Source organism: Janthinobacterium sp. 1L-D-8-B-C4, assembly GCF_057291295.1.
Window position 1 is genome coordinate 57316 of record NZ_JBXAVX010000007.1, and the last position, 16738, is coordinate 74053.

Below are 16738 nucleotides of genomic sequence, written 5' to 3' on the forward strand. Positions count from 1 at the left end.
GGAAACACCATGACTGATTTGATGCAACAGGCTGGCACGCCGTATGCGCCGCTGATCGGCCTGGCGCCGCTGATGCGGCTGGCCTTTTTACAGCAGGACCTGGCGCCCCTGGGCGAAGCGCTGCTGGCGCGGGCCCAGGCGCACCCCGATGACGCGCATGCATACCTGGATTTTTCCACCGTGCTGCAACTGAAAGGCCAGCGCGAGCTGGCGCTGGCGGTGCAGGCGCAGGCGATCGAGCTGCAGCAGTGGTACAGCCTGCCCGCGCAGGCGCCACAGTCCGGCCCCGGCCTCAAGCTGCTGGTGGTAATGGGACCGGGCGACCTGATGTCGAATACGCCGATCGAATTTTTGGTCGAGCAGTCCGACGTGGCGATGGACTTGCTGTACCTGACGGCCGATAGCGACTTTCCCGAAGAAGTGCCCGAGCATGATGTGCTGCTGGTGGCGGTGGCCGAATCGGATGCGAACCAGCCCTTGTTGGCGCGCCTGGCGACGTTACTGGAAGGGTGGCCGCGCCCGGTAGTCAACCTGCCGCAGCATATTGCACATACCTCGCGCGACGGCCTGTGCGCGCGGCTGCGGGACGTGCATGGGGTGGCCATGCCGCGCACGGCGCGTCTGGAACGTGCGAAACTCGAAGCGCTGGCCAGCGGCGAACTGCAGGTCGGCTCACTGCTGCCCGGCGACGATTTTCCGCTGATCGTGCGCCCGCTCGGCTCGCACGCGGGCCATGACCTGGAACGCATGGCCAGCGCCGCCGACTTGCAGGCGTATCTGCAAAAAGTCGACGCCGAACGCTTTTATATCGCGCGCTTTGTCGACTATCGCAATATTGATGGCCAGTACCGCAAATACCGCATCGCCCTGATCGACGGCCTGCCATATGTCTGCCACTTTGCCGTCTCGTCGCACTGGATGATTCATTACCTGAACGCGGGCATGGATGAAAGCGCGGTCAAGCGCGAGGAAGAGGCGCGCATCATGGCGCACTTTGACGACGAATTCGCGCGCCGCCATGCGCAGGCGTTCGCCGCCATCGATGCGCGCATGGGGATGCCGTATCTCGGCATCGACTGCGCCGAGACGCGCGACGGCGAACTGCTGGTGTTCGAGGCCGACAACGCCATGATCGTGCACGCCATGGATGCCGAAGAGATGTACCCGTACAAGCGACCCGCCATGCAGAAAGTGTTTGCGGCGTTTCGCACCATGCTGGCGCGCGCGGCAAGCGGCGCCTAGCCAAGCAATCGCGCCAGCAGGGCGCGTTTGGCCGCGCTTCGCGGTGCATCCCAGTAGCCGTCGAACTGCAGCAGCAGCTGGCCATCGCGCTCGATGCGGATCGCTTGCGGCTTGCCCAGCATGACGGCGTGCACATAGCTGGCGAACGACTCGGCAAAGTCCTCGTGCACGCTGGTGGCGGCGTACAGCGTGGCGAAATTTGCGCCTTGCAGCCGGCGGTAGGCGTCGGCCATCTGGCTGCCGGCCAGCCTGGCGCCATGGTAGTAGACGATGTCGCTGCGCAGCGCAAAGTCGTTCTCTGCCAGCGGCACCACTTGCCGGTTCGCGTCGATCTGCCAGGCCAGCGGCAGGTAGTGATACTCGTCGGCGCCGCGCAGCGATTGCGCGTCGAGCCACCAGTCGTGCAGCAGATTGCGGCCCGCCGACAGCACATGGCCGAATTCATGCAGCAGCAGGTATTGCAGCGCGCCCCGGCGGTTGTCGTCCTCGGGCAGCGCAATCTGCGCCGACAAGGAAAAACCGTCTTCCGCGGAAAACGGGGTATTTTCCTTCCAGCTGGCCCATTCATTTGCCGTGCGCGACTCGAACGCATCGACGTCGAGCGCCACCACCACGCCCAGAATCGCACCCTCAAGGCTGACGACGATATCGCTGATGGCCGACGATCCCAGCTGGCGCGCATAGCGTACGCCCAGCAGCACGCCGTCGAGCAGCGCCTGCACGGAGGCCGGCATGGTGGCCATCGCCGCGCGCACGTCGGCCTCAAAGGCGGCGTCCACTTCGGTCGACGACGGCCGCTCGGGCACGTCCATGGCGAGATTGACCTGCGTGACATGCGCGATGATTTCATCCTGCGCAGGGCCGAGCCGGTCCAGCAGGGGAGTATCGTACAACTGGTCCCACAGCACGGCATCGGCGGCGGCGATCATGGTGCTCCTTGGTGATATGCTGATGCGCAGTGTAGCAAGATTCCATTACCGCGGGAGCATGCCATGGCCAGTAGCGATACCGTTGTCACCGAAAATCCCTGGCAGGAACTGCGCCGCCATACGCAGGCGCGCATCGCGCTGGGACGCAGCGGCGTCAGCCTGCCGACATCACGGCAGCTGGCCTTCCAGCTGGCCCACGCGCAGGCACGCGATGCGGTGCACCTCGAACTCGATGCGCAAGCGCTGGCGGTGCAGGAACCGGGCAGCATCGTCTTGCACAGCGCCGCCACCACGCGCGCCGTCTATTTGCAGCGGCCGGACCTGGGGCGGCGTCTCGACGATGCCTCGCGCGAGCGCCTGGCGCAAGCTCCGCAAAACATGGACCTGGCGCTGGTGGCCTGCGACGGCCTGTCGGCGCTGGCGATCGAGCGCCATGCGGTGCCGTTCCTGGCCGCTCTGCGCGAACGGCTGGCGCTGGAAGCGTGGACGGTGTCGCCTTTGGCGATCGTGCAGCAGGGGCGGGTGGCGGCCGGCGATGAGGTGGGCCAATTGCTGCAAGCGCGCGCCGTGCTGGTGCTGATCGGCGAGCGGCCCGGCCTGAGTTCGCCCGACAGCCTCGGCCTGTATCTGACGTGGGCGCCGAAGGTGGGCCTGCTGGACGACCGCCGCAACTGCATCTCGAACGTGCGCCCGGAAGGCATGGCGTATGCGCAGGCAGCGTACCGGCTGCATTATTTGCTGTCGCAGGCGTTTGCGCGCCAGTTGTCGGGGGTGGCGCTGAAGGATGAGACGGTGGAGCAGGAAGGCGCGGCCCTGGCGGGCGCGCGCAATTTTCTCCTGGAGTGAATCCGATCTCGCGAGTTAAATTTCTCGGATTTCGTCCAGCGGCCACCGCGGCCGCACATTGAACGCATAGTCGCGCTTGGCCGCTTCGGGGTTGATCTGCAAGCGCATGGCGCCGGCAAAGGCGATCATGGCGCCGTTATCGGTACAGAATTCCAGCTCCGGGTAATACACCTTGAAGCGCTTTTTTGCCGCTGCCGCGTTGAGCGAGGCGCGCAGCTGGGCGTTGGCGCCGACGCCGCCGGCGATCACCAGCCGTTTCAAGCCCGTGTGCTTGAGGGCCGACACGCATTTGGCGGTCAGCACTTCGACGATGGCGTCGACAAAGCCGCGCGCAATATTGGCCTTGTCCTGCTCGCAAATATTGGCGATGACCTTTTCTTCGTGGTTCTTCACCACCGTCAGCACCGCCGTTTTCAGGCCGGAAAAACTGAAATTGAAGTCCTTCGAATGCATCATCGGGCGCGGCAGCTTGTAGGCCAGCGGGTCGCCGAATTCGGCCAGGCGCGAAATAGCCGGGCCGCCAGGGTAGCCCAGGCCCAGCAGCTTGGCCGACTTGTCGAACGCTTCGCCGGCCGCGTCGTCCAGCGTTTCGCCCAGCATGGTGTACTGTCCCACGCCATCGACGCGCATCAGCTGCGTGTGGCCGCCCGATACCAGCAGGGCGATAAACGGGAATTCGGGCGGCTCGGACGCCAGCAGCGGCGACAGCAGATGGCCTTCCAGGTGGTGGATGCCCAGCACCGGCTTGTCGATCGCCAGGCCCAGGCTGCAGGCCACGGACGAGCCGACCAGCAGCGCGCCGGCCAGGCCAGGGCCTTGCGTATAGGCGATGGCGTCGATCTCGGGCAGGCTGATGCCGGCCTTGGCCAGCGCTTCGTCGAGTAGCGGGATGGCGCGGCGGATATGGTCGCGCGACGCCAGTTCCGGCACCACGCCGCCATACTGCTCGTGCATGGCGACCTGCGAATAGAGGGCGTGCGACAGCAGGCCGTGGTCGGTGTCGTACAGGGCCAGGCCGGTTTCGTCACAGGAGGATTCGACGCCAAGAACAATCATGGAAGGTGCAAAGTAGGGGGAGTAATCCGCCATTGTAAAGGAAAGCGGCCACGCCAGCCTGGCCGCCGGCGCACCATTTCGGCGGCAGTGTGCACTTGCGCAGTGCGCGGTGGATGGCATTTGCACGCGATTTCCCCTTGCCGGCGGTATTTCAGCACTGGCACCGCTCTTGCTTATGGAACAGGTGTGCTTTTCTCACGGGAGCTTGTGATGCCGGAACAATGGAAAATGATATGCCGCCTGAAGGACATGCCTTTGGCGGGCGCGCGCATGGTGCAGCGTGGGCTGGCCTGGCAGGATTTGCCCGGCGTGGCGCTGTTTCGCGCGGCCGATGACACCGTCTATGCGCTGCTTGACACGGTGCCCTGCCTGGGCGGCCCGCTGGCGCATGGCGTCCTGATGGACAAGAATTTGCTGGGGCCGAAGAACAGCTGGATCATCGAACTCGATTCTGGCCGGCTGGTCGCGCCGGTGCAGGGCGTGGCGCGCATGTATGCGGTGCGTGTCCTGGACGGGCGCATCTACCTGGACCTGAAACAACTCAATGTCCCGGCCAGCAAGGCCGAACAGGCGCTGGCCGGCTCGCTTGCGCTGCTGCCGCACGTGCAGATGGCTTGATATGGCTGGTGGAGGTGTCGGCTTACGCGCTGCGCGCTAAGCCGACCTACCCGACGTACGCCGGTGACGTCGTAGGTCGGGTTAGGCGCAAAGCGCCGTAACCCGACAACATCGCCGGCATTACTTCGGACGATTGACCAAATGTGCATGCGCATCGCGCAGCATCGTCGCGGTGGTATCCCAGTCGATGCAGCCGTCGGTGACCGAGCAGCCATAGGTCAGCTGCGACAGGTCTTGCGGGATCTTCTGGTTGCCGCTGACGATATTCGATTCGATCATCACGCCCACCAGCGAGCGGTTGCCCTGCACGATCTGGTGGATGACATCGGCCATTACCAGCGGCTGCAGTTCCGGCTTCTTGTAGCTGTTTGCGTGCGAGCAGTCGACCACCAGGTTGGCCGGCAGCTTGGCCTTGGCCAACGCCTGTTCGGCGATCGCGATCGACACCGAATCGTAGTTCGGACGGCCGTCGCCGCCGCGCAGCACCACGTGCCCATACGCATTGCCGCGGGTGCGCACGATCGAGACATTGCCTTCGCCATTGATGCCCAGAAAGGAGTGCGGGTGCGCCGACGACAAAATCGCGTTGACGGCGATGCTGATATCGCCATCGGTGCCGTTCTTGAAGCCGACCGGCGTCGACAGGCCCGACGACATTTCGCGGTGGGTCTGCGATTCGGTGGTGCGCGCGCCAATCGCGGTCCAGGCGATCAGGTCGCCCAGGTATTGCGGCGAGATCGGGTCCAGCGCTTCGGTGGCGGTCGGCAGGCCCAGTTCGCACACGTCGAGCAGGAACTGGCGCGCCTTTTCCATGCCTTCGTTGACCTTGAACGAGTCGTCCATGTACGGGTCGTTGATATAGCCTTTCCAGCCGGTGGTGGTACGCGGCTTTTCGAAATACACGCGCATCACCAGCAGCATCGTGTCCTTCACTTCCTCCTGCAGCGTTTTCAGGCGGCGCGCGTAATCGAGGCCGGCCACCGGATCGTGGATCGAGCAGGGGCCGACCACCACGAACAGGCGCTGGTCCTTGCGGTCAATGATGCCCCGCAGCGCTTCGCGGCCGCGATTGACGGTGTCGAAGGCGCTGGCCGACAGCGGCAGTTTGGCGTGCAGTTCGGCCGGCGTGGGCATCGGCGCGAAGGAAGTGACGTTGATATTTTCGATGTCTGGCGTATTCATGATTCTGGCTGGGCTTTCGCTATTGCATGCTTTAAGAGGCAATAGTGTAGCGGAAATGCGCCCTGGCGGCGGATTGCCGGGCAAAACGCTTATAGCCTGGCTGCTTTTTCGATGGAAAACGCCAGGCGCGCCACGCGCTGGTGATTGCCGGCCAGCTCCGGCGGCTTGTCCAGGTTGGGGTGGCGCCGTATGTGCGCCAGGATCACCTCTTCATGCTGGGCGATCTGCTGGTCCAGGCAGACGATTTGCCGCCTCAGCAAGGCATGCAGCGCCTGCTGGCCGGCCTGCCGGTGGCTGTTTAGGCGGGCTGCTTCCTGGCGGCGCACATCCTGTACCGCCTGCAGCCGCTGCAGCCACAGCCGCAGTTCCATATAGGCGGGCGAGGGCGGCGTCCAGCGCGGCGGCTGGACTGCCGATGCATAGTTTGCCAGCAGCACGGCGCCCATGCCCATCCCATGCAGGCCGCTGCTGAGTGCGAACTGCTCCAGCGCGGCTGGCGGCGCATCGCACACCTGCATGCCCATCAGCGCCAGGCTGCGCGCCGCCGTGTCGCTGTGCGGCGCGTCCAGGCGCATGCACACGCGCAAGCCGGCAACGGCCACGCCGTTTTTTTGCAGCCAGCTGCGCAGCCAGCGGTAGCCGGCCATGTCGTTTTCCAGCACCTTGCACAGCAGTTCGCCATCGCGCAGCACCACCGCCTTCAAATGCAGCTTGCTCGTTTCCAGTCCGACCACGGCCTGGTCCGGTTTGTTTGCGTATCCCATGATGATTCCTCCATGTAACCATATACGCGGCGCGTGGGTGGCCGGATTCAAGTACGTGGCAAACGTTGTTGATTTACAACGTAATCAGGTCCCCCATCGGCACTACCGGCTGCAATAAACGCGGCAAATCCGTGTAAGCTGGCGCCATGACTACCGTATCCATTCCCCATACCGACGTGGCCGGAGAGCCATTTCCCGCCGCCCGCTTCATCAAGGAGATCGGCCGCGGCAAGAACGGTGCGCGCAGCATGACGCGCATCGATGCCTGCGCCCTGTACCGCGCCATGCTCGACGGGCGCGTGTCCGACCTGGAGCTGGGCGGCATTTTGCTGTCGATGCGCATCAAGGGCGAATCGGTGGAAGAGATCGCCGGCTTTCTCGACGCCGCCGAAGCGTCGTTTGCACCGCTGCAGGCACCAAACGGGCGATACGCGCCGATCGTCATTCCCAGCTACAACGGCGCGCGCAAGATGGCCAACCTGACGGCCTTGCTGGCGCTGCTGCTGGCGCGCGCCGGCGCGCCGGTGCTGGTGCATGGCGTCAGCCTGGACCCAGGCCGCGTCACCACCGCCGAAGTGCTGGCCGCGTTGGGCGTGAACTCCTGCGCCACCCATGCCGAGGCGCAAGACGCGATGGCGCGCGGCGAGGTGGCTTTCATGCCGATCGCCGCCCTGGCGCCGAAGCTGGCCCATATGCTGTCGCTGCGCCGTGTATTGGGCGTGCGCAATTCCACCCATACCCTGGTGAAAATCATGCAGCCGTTTGCCGGGCCGGCGCTGCGCCTGGTGTCGTACACGCACCCGGAATACCTGGAAATGCTGGGGGAATATTTCATCACGGCGGCGCCAAACGGGCGTGGCGACGCCTTTCTGATGCGCGGCACTGAAGGCGAAACGGTGGCCAACGCCAACAAGGCGCAGCAGATCGACTGGTTCCACGACAAGGAGCGTACGGTGCTGGTGGAAAAGCAGTTGCTGGTCGAACAGTTGCCCGATTTGCCTGTGGAGCGCGATGCGGCCACCACCGCCGACTGGATACGCCGGGTGCTGGCCGGCGAAATCGCCGTGCCGCCATCGATCGCGGAACAGGTAGAGCAATGCCTGATGGCGTCGGGCAAGATTGCAAGCACCGCCGCCTGATGGCCTGGCGCCGTTTACAATGGCGCTTTGTAATCAGCGGTGACCGGAATTCTTATGGCAAAACAATTTGATGTGGCAGTGATCGGCGCGGGCGCGGCCGGCATGATGTGTGCGGCGGTGGCCGCCCAGCAGGGCAAGCGCGTGGTGCTGATCGATCACGCGGCCAAGCTGGCCGAAAAAATCCGCATCTCGGGCGGCGGGCGCTGCAATTTCACGAATATCCACGCCGGCCCGCAGCACTTCCTGTCGGAAAACCCGCATTTCTGCAAGAGCGCGCTGTCGCGCTACACGCCGCAGGACTTCCTCGCGCTGGTGAAAAAACACCGTATCGGCTATCACGAAAAGCACAAGGGCCAGCAGTTCTGCAATGACTCGGCCGAGCAGATTATCGAGATGCTCAAGGACGAGTGCGCTGCCGGCGACGTGCACTGGCGCATGCCTTGCAAGATCGACAGCGTCGGGCGCCACGATGACGGCGGCTTCGTGCTGCATACCGACAGCGGCGAGATCGAAGCGGCCAATCTGGTGATCGCTACCGGCGGGCTGTCGATCCCGAAGATCGGCGCCACCGATTTTGCCTACCGCATCGCCAGCCAGTTCGAGCTGAAAATGGTCGAGCCGCGCCCGGCGCTGGTGCCGCTGACGTTCGACCCGGCCAGCTGGGCGCCGTTTGCCGAGCTGTCGGGCATTGCATTGGAGGTCGATGTCGAGACAGGCAGCCTGAAAGGGCGCAAGCCGAGCGGCGCGCGTTTCCGTGAAGACTTGTTGTTTACCCATCGCGGCCTGTCCGGCCCGGCAATCTTGCAAATATCCAGTTTCTGGCAGCCCGGCACGCCGATTGTCATCAATCTGCTGCCCGAAGTGGATGTGGCGCAAACCCTGATCGAAGGCAAGGGCAGTTTGAAAAAGCAGCTCGGCAATATTGTTGCGCAATGGCTGCCCGAGCGCCTGGCCGACTGCCTGCTGGCCGTCAACGGCCTGGCGGCGGATGCGCGCATTGCCGACATGCCCGATGCGCAGTTGCGCAAGCTGGGCCAGGCCATCAACGCCTGGTCGATCGTGCCGAACGGTTCGGAAGGCTACCGCAAGGCCGAAGTGACGCGCGGCGGCATCGACACGCGCGAGCTGTCGCAGCAGACCATGATGGTCAACAAGGTGCCGGGCCTGTATTTCATCGGCGAATCGGTCGATGTGACGGGCTGGCTCGGCGGCTACAACTTCCAGTGGGCCTGGGCCTCGGGCGTGGCGGCCGGCGTGGCGCTGCAATAAGCAAGATGAAACCGCTTGCGGTAAAATGAATTGACGCCACAGCGCGTTCCATTATTTGCGTGGTTTACGCCACAGCCGCAAGGCCTTGTCAGCCGGGATCCCAAGCGCAAGCAGGGAAGGGCTTCCCTTTTCTGATAAAAGCTGCTACTATCTACCTCTTCCTATACACCACCTCAACGGTTTGAATTTTACATGACCACTATTCGCCTTAAAGAAAACGAGCCGTTCGAAGTCGCAATGCGTCGCTTCAAACGCACCATCGAAAAAACGGGTCTGCTGACCGAATTGCGCGCACGCGAATTCTACGAAAAGCCAACAGCTGAGCGCAAGCGCAAGCTGGCCGCTGCTGTCAAGCGTCATTACAAACGCATCCGCAGCCAACAACTGCCGAAAAAATTATTCTAAGACTGTCCAGTCAGAACCAACCCGGGTAGCACGGCGCATTGTTCGCCACGGGTTTTGTTTTGATTCGCCTGGAGCACAGCTTCAGATGAGTCGCATACCCGCTCCGGTTCGCCGCAGCGGGTTTTCGCTTTTGTGGCCTGCACGCTTGCACCGCCAACAACACCAATAACGAGGATTGCCATGAGCTTGAAAGAACAAATTACCGAAGACATGAAAAATGCCATGCGCGCCAAGGAAACGGGCAAGCTCGGCACGATACGTCTGCTGCTGGCCGAGATCAAGCGCAAGGAAGTCGACGAGCGCATCGAGCTGACCGACGCGAACGTGACGGCCATCGTTGAAAAGATGATCAAGCAGCGCAAGGACTCGATCACCCAGTTCGAAGCCGGTGGCCGCGCCGACCTGGCCGACATTGAAAAAGCCGAACTGGTGCACCTGGCCGGCTATATGCCTGCCGGCCTGTCCGACGAAGAAGTGGCCGCTGAAGTGGCCGCCGCCGTGGCTGCCTCGGGCGCCGCCGGGCCGCAGGACATGGGCAAGGTGATGGCCATTGTCAAGCCGAAGCTGGCTGGCCGTGCCGACATGACGGTGGTGTCCGCGCTGGTCAAGAAGGCCTTGACGCCGGCTGCGTAGGCCTTATCTTCAAGCCTTATTTCAAACCTTAACGGCTGCTGGCGATTGCGCTGGCAGCCGCAGCGCCACACGTTGACCTGGATCAACATCCGGCCGCGTGCGGTAGTATAGTCTGACCTATAACAAAACCGCCCTCGCCAGTGATACCACAATCTTTCATTTCCGATTTGCTCAACCGCGTCGACATCGTCGATGTTGTCGGGCGCTATGTGCAGCTGAAAAAAGGTGGCGCCAATTTCATGGGCTTGTGCCCGTTCCACAGTGAAAAATCGCCCAGCTTTACCGTCAGCCCCACCAAGCAGTTCTATCATTGCTTCGGCTGCGGCGCGCATGGTACTTCAATCGGCTTCCTGATCGAGTATTCGGGCATGGGCTTTGTCGACGCCGTCAAGGACCTGGCGCAAAACGTCGGCATGGTGGTGCCCGAGGCGGACGATAAAATCCCGCCGGCCCAGCGCGCGCAGATCCAGGCGCAAAGCCTGGCCCTGTCCGACGCCATGACGCAGGCGTGCGACTATTACCGCGGCCAGCTGCGCCATGCGCCCGACGCCATCGCTTACCTGAAAAACCGCGGCCTGACCGGCGAAGTGGCGGCCCGCTTCGGCATGGGCTACGCGCCCGGCGGCTGGGACAACCTGCGAAGCGTGTTTGCCGACTATGAAGTGCTGGCGCTGGTGGAAGCGGGGCTGGTGATCGACAAGGTCGACGAAGACGGCAACAACCGCAAGCGCTACGACCGTTTCCGCGAACGCATCATGTTCCCGATCCGCAATACCAAGGGCCAGGTAATCGCCTTTGGCGGCCGCGTGCTGGACCACGGTGAACCGAAATACCTCAATTCCCCGGAAACCCCCTTGTTTTCCAAGGGATTCGAACTATATGGGTTGTTCGAGGCGCGCCAGGCGATCCGCGATGCCGGCTATGTGCTGGTGACGGAGGGCTATATGGATGTGGTGGCGCTGGCGCAGATGGGCTTTCCGCAAGCGGTAGCCACCTTGGGTACGGCCTGCACGCCGACCCATGTGCAAAAGCTGCTGCGCCAGACCGATAACGTGATTTTCAGCTTTGACGGCGACAAGGCCGGCCGCCGCGCGGCCCGCCGCGCGCTCGAAGCGAGCCTGCCGCATGTGTCGGATAACAAAACCATCAAGTTCCTGTTCCTGCCGTCCGAGCACGATCCGGACAGCTATATCCGCGAATTCGGCGCCGAAGGCTTCGAGCGGCAGGTGCACGAGGCGATGCCGCTGTCGCAGTTTTTGCTCAAGGAAGTGTCGGGCGAACACGATTTGTCGGAACCGGAAGGGCGCGCGCGGGTCCAATTCGACGCCAAGCCGCTGTTGCAATTGATGGCGCCGTCGTCGCTGCGGCTGCAAATCGTGCGTGGCCTGGCACAACTGACGCAGTCGACGCCGGCCGAGATCGAAGCGCTGTTCGAGCTGGCCAAGCCGGTCGCCGTGGCGCGCCGCGCGCCGCCCAAATCGGGCCGTCCGGTGCCGGTCGGGCTGGAACTGAAGATCATGCGCATGCTGGTGGCGCATCCACCGTTGAGCCTGCAGATCGATGCAGCGGCGCTGGCCGCCTTCCAGCACCTGGGGCCCGATGCGGCGCACAGCCTGGGGCAACTGGTGGAGGTAAGCCAGGCGCTGGGCGAGCACGGCAGTTTTGCCGCGCTGGCACAGCAGTTGAAAGAGTTGGGCAGCGAGTATGACGAGATCATCGGCGAGATCGCCGCCGGCAGCGAATCGGATTACGACAGCGAGCAATCATGGCTGGTCAGCACTATCCGCGAGATCAAGCTGAACGCCCTGAAGGCGGAATTGCAGCAATTGTTTGCGTCGGGTTTGCCATCGGAGAAAATTGGTGTACGCTACCGCGAAATCATGCAGGAGCAGGGCGAACTGGAGCGCCAGCGCGATGCGGAGTTGGTAAATAGGTAATGTTTCCCGCAGGATATTGTGTGGACTGGAAAATCATTTTTCGCGTGCTATAATCAAATGCTAAGTATTGTGTGCTTTGGCAAGCTAGTTTTGTTCGTAAATAGTGTTTGTTTTCAGTAAGTTAGGCTCTTGATCGGCGCAGGGATCGCGTCGGCAGCCAGGGCCCAATGGCGGTGTCATCATGCCAGGCTCTCGCTCCCGCGCGCTCGGATGCAGTATTTTCTGCCGAAACGGCTGGCGACAGCTGGTGGACAGGAAGTGTTGCGTTTCACGCGGATCGTGGCCGATGAGGTGTAAGTAACGTAACAGTGTCGAACCTGGGTTGTCGACAGGTTCGAAGATGGTGGCTTCCGTCGAGACGCGGGGGCTGGCAGCAAACTTTATCCTAATCCACCGTAAAGCAAGTCGTGTGTAATCGAAAGCGCCTGTGCCAATCAAGAAACCCGAATCCAAAGCGGCTGTGAAGCCCACTAAAGTTACCACGAAAGCCGAAAAGGCGCTGGACCGGCCCGAAACGCGGGTCATCAGCGCGCCCGTGGTAAGCCAGACCACCGATGCCGCCACCCTGGCTGCGATCGATACGTCGGGCTATGTCCTGCCCTCGGTAAAAGTGCCAGGCCGGCGTGGCCGCAAGCCAAAAGAATTCCAGCCAGAAAATGACGAAGTCGCCGCGCTGAACGCCGTCGAACGGGCCGAACTCAAAGCCGTCGACAAGGCCAAGGCCAAGGACCGCAAGGCGAAAGAGCGCGCGCTGCTGAAAGACGCGTTCTCGTCCGACACCGAAGCGAGCGAGGAAGAACTCGAACGCCGGCGCCAGAAACTCAAGACCCTGATCAAGTTCGGCAAGGAACGTGGTTTCCTCACCTACGCCGAGATCAACGATCACCTGCCCGAAAACATTGTCGACCCAGAAGCCATCGAAGGCATTATCGGTACCTTCAACGACATGGGGATTGCCGTCTATGAGCACGCGCCCGATGCGGAAAGCCTGCTGCTGACCGATAACGTCGCCGTGGTCACCAGCGACGACGAGGCGGAAGCGGCGGCCGAGGCCGCGCTGTCGACAGTTGATTCCGACTTCGGCCGCACCACCGACCCGGTGCGCATGTACATGCGCGAAATGGGTTCGGTCGAGCTCCTGACGCGCGAAGGCGAGATCGAAATCGCCAAGCGCATCGAAGACGGCCTGAAAGACATGATACAGGCCATTTCCGCCTGCCCCGTGACGATCGCCGAGATCATCGCCGCCGCCGACCGCATCGGCAACGACGAGACCAAGATCGATGAAATCGTCGACGGCCTGGTCGATGACAGCGAGCCGGTGGTCGCGCCGGTGGTTGCCGCGCCGGTCGAGGAAGACGACGAAGAAGGCGAAGAGGAAGAAGAGGAAGAGGGCGAAGAGGAAGAAGCGAGCGCCTCTGGCGCGGCCGGTTTCTCGGCCGAGCAGCTTGAAACCCTGAAACGCACGGCGCTGGAAAAATTCGCCGTGATTTCCCATCAATTCGACAAGATGCGCCGCGCCTTTGAAAAAGAAGGCTACAACTCGAAACCGTACGCCAAGGCGCAGGAAGCGATCTCGCACGAGCTGCTGGGCATCCGCTTCACGGCCAAGGTCGTTGAAAAGCTGTGCGACACCCTGCGCGGCCAGGTCGATGAAGTGCGCCATATCGAGAAGCAGATCCTCGACGTGGCCGTCAACCGCTGCGGCATGCCGCGCGCCCACTTCATCAAGGTCTTCCCGGGCAATGAAACCAATCTCGACTGGGTCGATGGCGAAGTGAGCGCAGGACACGCCTACAGCGCCATCCTGGGCCGCAACATTCCTACCGTCAAGGAACTTCAGCAGCGCCTGATCGACCTGCAGGCGCGCGTGGTGCTGCCGCTGCCGGACCTGCGCAACATCAACCGCCAGATGGCGGCCGGTGAAATGAAGGCGCGCAAGGCCAAGCGTGAAATGACCGAGGCCAACTTGCGCCTGGTAATCTCGATCGCCAAGAAATACACCAACCGCGGCCTGCAATTTCTCGACCTGATCCAGGAAGGCAATATCGGCCTGATGAAGGCGGTCGACAAGTTCGAATACCGCCGTGGCTACAAGTTTTCGACCTATGCCACCTGGTGGATACGCCAGGCCATTACCCGCTCGATCGCCGACCAGGCGCGCACCATTCGTATTCCCGTGCACATGATCGAGACGATCAACAAGATGAACCGTATCTCGCGCCAGATCCTGCAGGAAACAGGCGCTGAACCCGACCCGGCCACCCTGGCGATCAAGATGGAAATGCCCGAGGACAAGATCCGCAAGATCATGAAAATCGCCAAGGAACCGATCTCGATGGAAACGCCGATCGGCGACGACGACGATTCCCACCTGGGCGACTTCATCGAGGACAACAACACCCTGGCCCCCGCCGACGCAGCCCTGCACGCCTCGATGCGCGGCGTGGTCAAGGACGTGCTCGATTCGTTGACGCCGCGCGAAGCGAAGGTGCTGCGCATGCGTTTCGGCATTGAAATGTCCACCGACCATACGCTGGAGGAAGTCGGCAAGCAATTCGACGTCACGCGCGAGCGCATCCGTCAAATTGAAGCCAAGGCGCTGCGCAAACTGCGCCACCCATCGCGCTCCGACAAGCTGAAAAGCTTCTTGGAAGGCAATTAAAGGCCCGTCAGGGCTTGACGTAGGCGGCGGTTCCCCCTATGCTCGCGTGTCCGTTTCACAACGGCCACGCGAGGCAGGTATCAACGCCCGCCACGCCAGCACCACCCCGGGCCTCTAGCTCATGCTTGGTTAGAGCAGCGGACTCATAATCCGTTGGTGCCGTGTTCGACTCACGGGAGGCCCACCAGAATTTGCAGTATCAGATGAAGCCCCGGCGCGTAAGTGCTGGGGTTTTTTTATGGGCAAAACATGCAGCGACAGGTTTTGTCGCGCGCAAGCCCTGCAAACTGTCGTTGAGCGTGGTCGAATGGCAGCCTTCACCCTCGATCACTGTTCACGGAGTGTGCCGGGTATTGTCCGATACGGTGGCATAGATCAAGATGTTCCTGCTTCCCTGACAGGCCAAGCCAGCGACCGGCCTGCCGGATTTCCTCAGCACTGCTTCGACACTGCGACAACGTGGCGCCATCATCGCATCAACAGTCCGGTTTTTATATTGACTTAAAAATGCATGGAAATCGCTGTCCAGCCATGGTCGAGCTGATTCCGGTGCAATCCATGCTTTTGTAGTCAACGGGGGAAATGACGTGAAGGTTTTCGATCCTTCCGGCTCAATCTCCGCCACCAGCGTCAGGTAATCGGTCGGCCCGGGAATTCCGCCTGTATATTCAGGGGTGCCGAATATTTCCCATGTCACTTTTTTTACCGGGAAATCCAGTGCGATCAGATGATTGAACGCGGTGACATCATGCGATGGCTCGGGCTGCTTGTGGCTGTCACAGCTCGTGAGCAGGAGCATGGCAACCAGACAAACCACCATCGTTCTAATTTTTCTTGCTGACATGTTCAATCCTGTTGGATGATAATTCTGCGACGATAATGCGGGTTCAGTGCGCTGTACCGAAAACCAGCGACAAGGAAGCATGAGCACATTACAGGAACTCGACGATCTTTTGCCAGACTACCAGTATGTGGACGGCGACCGCATCGTGTTGACCGTCGCTCTGCGTGCCACTTTTTATTTCTGGCAAGGGCATTCCGTGGCCAGGCGCAATGCCCTGGTGGAATGCGTCGAGGCTTATGAACAGGCTTATGGCGCGGAACTGAGGTGGGCTTTTGATGTTGAACGGCACAAGGCTGTGCCCATCGACAAAATGCCGCCGATACGGCAACGCGTACAAGCAATGGCGCAAGACGATCAGGTGGAATGGTATGCCTCGTCGGAGGATGTCGAGACGGCGGCTTGCTACCGCATCAGTGTCCTGACGGATAGGGGCTGGCAGGCTGGTGAAATGTCGGTGCTCAGTTTCACGCTGCCACGCGAGCATGCCTACGCGCCGGGGAAGCGGGAAAAACTGCTGGAGTTGGTTGATCTGTTCACTGAACGCCTGTCCCCATTTCACGGCCATGTTGGCCTGGCCGCCGTCTCGACATATGAACAATACCTGTACCAGTGCGATGAAATGGACGTGGCGACGCGGTATCTGGGCCTGTTCATCGAGGCGCCCGCGATCGATGTCAGCCAGGCGCATCATGGGTTCAAGAGCGTCGACTGGATCACCTTTGTCGGCAATTCATTTGTGCAGCGCATGGGCGGCGTGAACGTGCTGGGCAATCTTCTACGCTTGCAAGGTATTAATTTCAAGGAAACAGCCGCCGGCCTCACCATCGTGGCGGGACCAGTGCCTGATATTGCTCCCCTTGAAAAAGGAATGCCCGAGCAACTCACGCGCATCAACGCACTGCTTCGCCCGCTGAGAAATGGCGCTTTCGGCTCGATGGGTTTTGCTTCAGTCAATGGCGAGCTGCGCTTTGACCGCTGGACCTCCGATCTGTGGATACGCCGGCTGGACAGCCGCGATATCTGGCCACCCAAGACGTTTGCACTTGCCGTGCACGCCTGTTGGCAAGCCCCCATGCCAGAAGCTGCAACTCAAAACGGGGGAAGCCTGCGTGGCGCATGGCCGCTACCGCCATCCTGGCTACGGCCCCATGCAGCACGAGGATGACGGAGCGCCGCAGGTGGTCTTGCTGCCTGGCGATATCGCCCCTT

General features: G+C 61.9%; 15 protein-coding genes and 1 tRNA gene. 11 read left to right on the forward strand and 5 right to left on the reverse strand.

Annotated elements, in window-relative coordinates; all coding sequences use genetic code 11:
• Nucleotides 1–9 precede the first annotated feature (9 nt).
• Nucleotides 10–1242, forward strand: coding sequence for an ATP-grasp domain-containing protein (locus AC0Z42_RS13860; protein ID WP_485468796.1), 1233 nt, complete (start codon nucleotides 10–12; stop codon nucleotides 1240–1242).
• Here AC0Z42_RS13860 and AC0Z42_RS13865 read toward each other — a convergent pair.
• Entirely contained in the window at nucleotides 1239–2171 is a 933-nt protein-coding gene (locus AC0Z42_RS13865; protein ID WP_485468797.1) for a hypothetical protein, read from the reverse strand. The two genes, AC0Z42_RS13860 and AC0Z42_RS13865, sit on opposite strands and share 4 nt — an antisense overlap.
• A gap of 63 nt (nucleotides 2172–2234) precedes the next feature.
• Here AC0Z42_RS13865 and eutC point away from each other — a divergent pair, with 63 nt between their 5' ends.
• Entirely contained in the window at nucleotides 2235–3017 is a 783-nt protein-coding gene (eutC, locus tag AC0Z42_RS13870) for an ethanolamine ammonia-lyase subunit EutC (protein WP_485468798.1), read from the forward strand.
• A 15-nt stretch (nucleotides 3018–3032) separates the two neighbouring features.
• On the opposite strand, the gene tsaD is transcribed toward eutC, so the two are convergent.
• Nucleotides 3033–4073, reverse strand: a complete 1041-nt coding sequence (tsaD, locus tag AC0Z42_RS13875) for a tRNA (adenosine(37)-N6)-threonylcarbamoyltransferase complex transferase subunit TsaD (RefSeq protein WP_485468799.1) — start codon at nucleotides 4071–4073, stop codon at nucleotides 3033–3035.
• 228 nt (nucleotides 4074–4301) lie between these two features.
• On the opposite strand from tsaD, the gene AC0Z42_RS13880 reads away from it, so the two are divergent.
• The gene (locus AC0Z42_RS13880) at nucleotides 4302–4691 is read left to right on the forward strand and encodes a Rieske (2Fe-2S) protein (RefSeq protein WP_485468800.1); all 390 of its coding nucleotides are present in this window, start codon (nucleotides 4302–4304) and stop codon (nucleotides 4689–4691) included.
• Nucleotides 4692–4811: 120 nt separating this feature from the next.
• Here AC0Z42_RS13880 and AC0Z42_RS13885 read toward each other — a convergent pair whose 3' ends face one another.
• Together AC0Z42_RS13885 and AC0Z42_RS13890 are read right to left on the reverse strand one after the other, a co-directional pair.
• Nucleotides 4812–5873, reverse strand: coding sequence for a 3-deoxy-7-phosphoheptulonate synthase (locus AC0Z42_RS13885; RefSeq protein ID WP_485468801.1), 1062 nt, complete (start codon nucleotides 5871–5873; stop codon nucleotides 4812–4814).
• An 89-nt stretch (nucleotides 5874–5962) separates the two neighbouring features.
• Complete coding sequence (locus AC0Z42_RS13890) at nucleotides 5963–6637, reverse strand: hypothetical protein (protein WP_485468802.1); 675 nt, start codon at nucleotides 6635–6637, stop codon at nucleotides 5963–5965.
• A 146-nt stretch (nucleotides 6638–6783) separates the two neighbouring features.
• Between AC0Z42_RS13890 and ybiB the strand changes: the two genes are divergently transcribed.
• The 7 genes from ybiB to AC0Z42_RS13925 all read left to right on the forward strand — a co-directional run bounded on the left by ybiB (nucleotide 6784) and on the right by AC0Z42_RS13925 (nucleotide 14872).
• Complete coding sequence (gene ybiB, locus AC0Z42_RS13895; RefSeq protein ID WP_485468803.1) at nucleotides 6784–7776, forward strand: DNA-binding protein YbiB; 993 nt, start codon at nucleotides 6784–6786, stop codon at nucleotides 7774–7776.
• A gap of 54 nt (nucleotides 7777–7830) precedes the next feature.
• The gene (locus AC0Z42_RS13900; RefSeq protein WP_485468804.1) at nucleotides 7831–9045 is read left to right on the forward strand and encodes a BaiN/RdsA family NAD(P)/FAD-dependent oxidoreductase; all 1215 of its coding nucleotides are present in this window, start codon (nucleotides 7831–7833) and stop codon (nucleotides 9043–9045) included.
• Nucleotides 9046–9237: 192 nt separating this feature from the next.
• Entirely contained in the window at nucleotides 9238–9450 is a 213-nt protein-coding gene (rpsU, locus tag AC0Z42_RS13905) for a 30S ribosomal protein S21 (RefSeq protein WP_008451879.1), read from the forward strand.
• 180 nt (nucleotides 9451–9630) lie between these two features.
• Nucleotides 9631–10083 carry a GatB/YqeY domain-containing protein gene (locus AC0Z42_RS13910; protein WP_485468805.1) on the forward strand — a complete coding sequence of 151 codons (453 nt, stop codon included), beginning with the start codon at nucleotides 9631–9633 and terminating at the stop codon, nucleotides 10081–10083.
• A gap of 140 nt (nucleotides 10084–10223) precedes the next feature.
• Nucleotides 10224–12020: a DNA primase gene (gene dnaG, locus AC0Z42_RS13915; protein WP_485468806.1), complete on the forward strand. Its 1797-nt coding sequence runs from the start codon at nucleotides 10224–10226 to the stop codon at nucleotides 12018–12020.
• A gap of 460 nt (nucleotides 12021–12480) precedes the next feature.
• Entirely contained in the window at nucleotides 12481–14685 is a 2205-nt protein-coding gene (rpoD, locus tag AC0Z42_RS13920) for an RNA polymerase sigma factor RpoD (RefSeq protein WP_485468807.1), read from the forward strand.
• 108 nt (nucleotides 14686–14793) lie between these two features.
• Nucleotides 14794–14872 (forward strand) — tRNA-Ile (locus AC0Z42_RS13925).
• 147 nt (nucleotides 14873–15019) lie between these two features.
• Here AC0Z42_RS13925 and AC0Z42_RS13930 read toward each other — a convergent pair.
• Nucleotides 15020–15529: a hypothetical protein gene (locus AC0Z42_RS13930; RefSeq protein WP_485468808.1), complete on the reverse strand. Its 510-nt coding sequence runs from the start codon at nucleotides 15527–15529 to the stop codon at nucleotides 15020–15022.
• Between the two features lie 79 nt (nucleotides 15530–15608).
• On the opposite strand from AC0Z42_RS13930, the gene AC0Z42_RS13935 reads away from it, so the two are divergent.
• The gene (locus AC0Z42_RS13935; protein WP_485468809.1) at nucleotides 15609–16694 is read left to right on the forward strand and encodes a type VI immunity family protein; all 1086 of its coding nucleotides are present in this window, start codon (nucleotides 15609–15611) and stop codon (nucleotides 16692–16694) included.
• The last annotated feature ends 44 nt before the right edge of the window (nucleotides 16695–16738 follow it).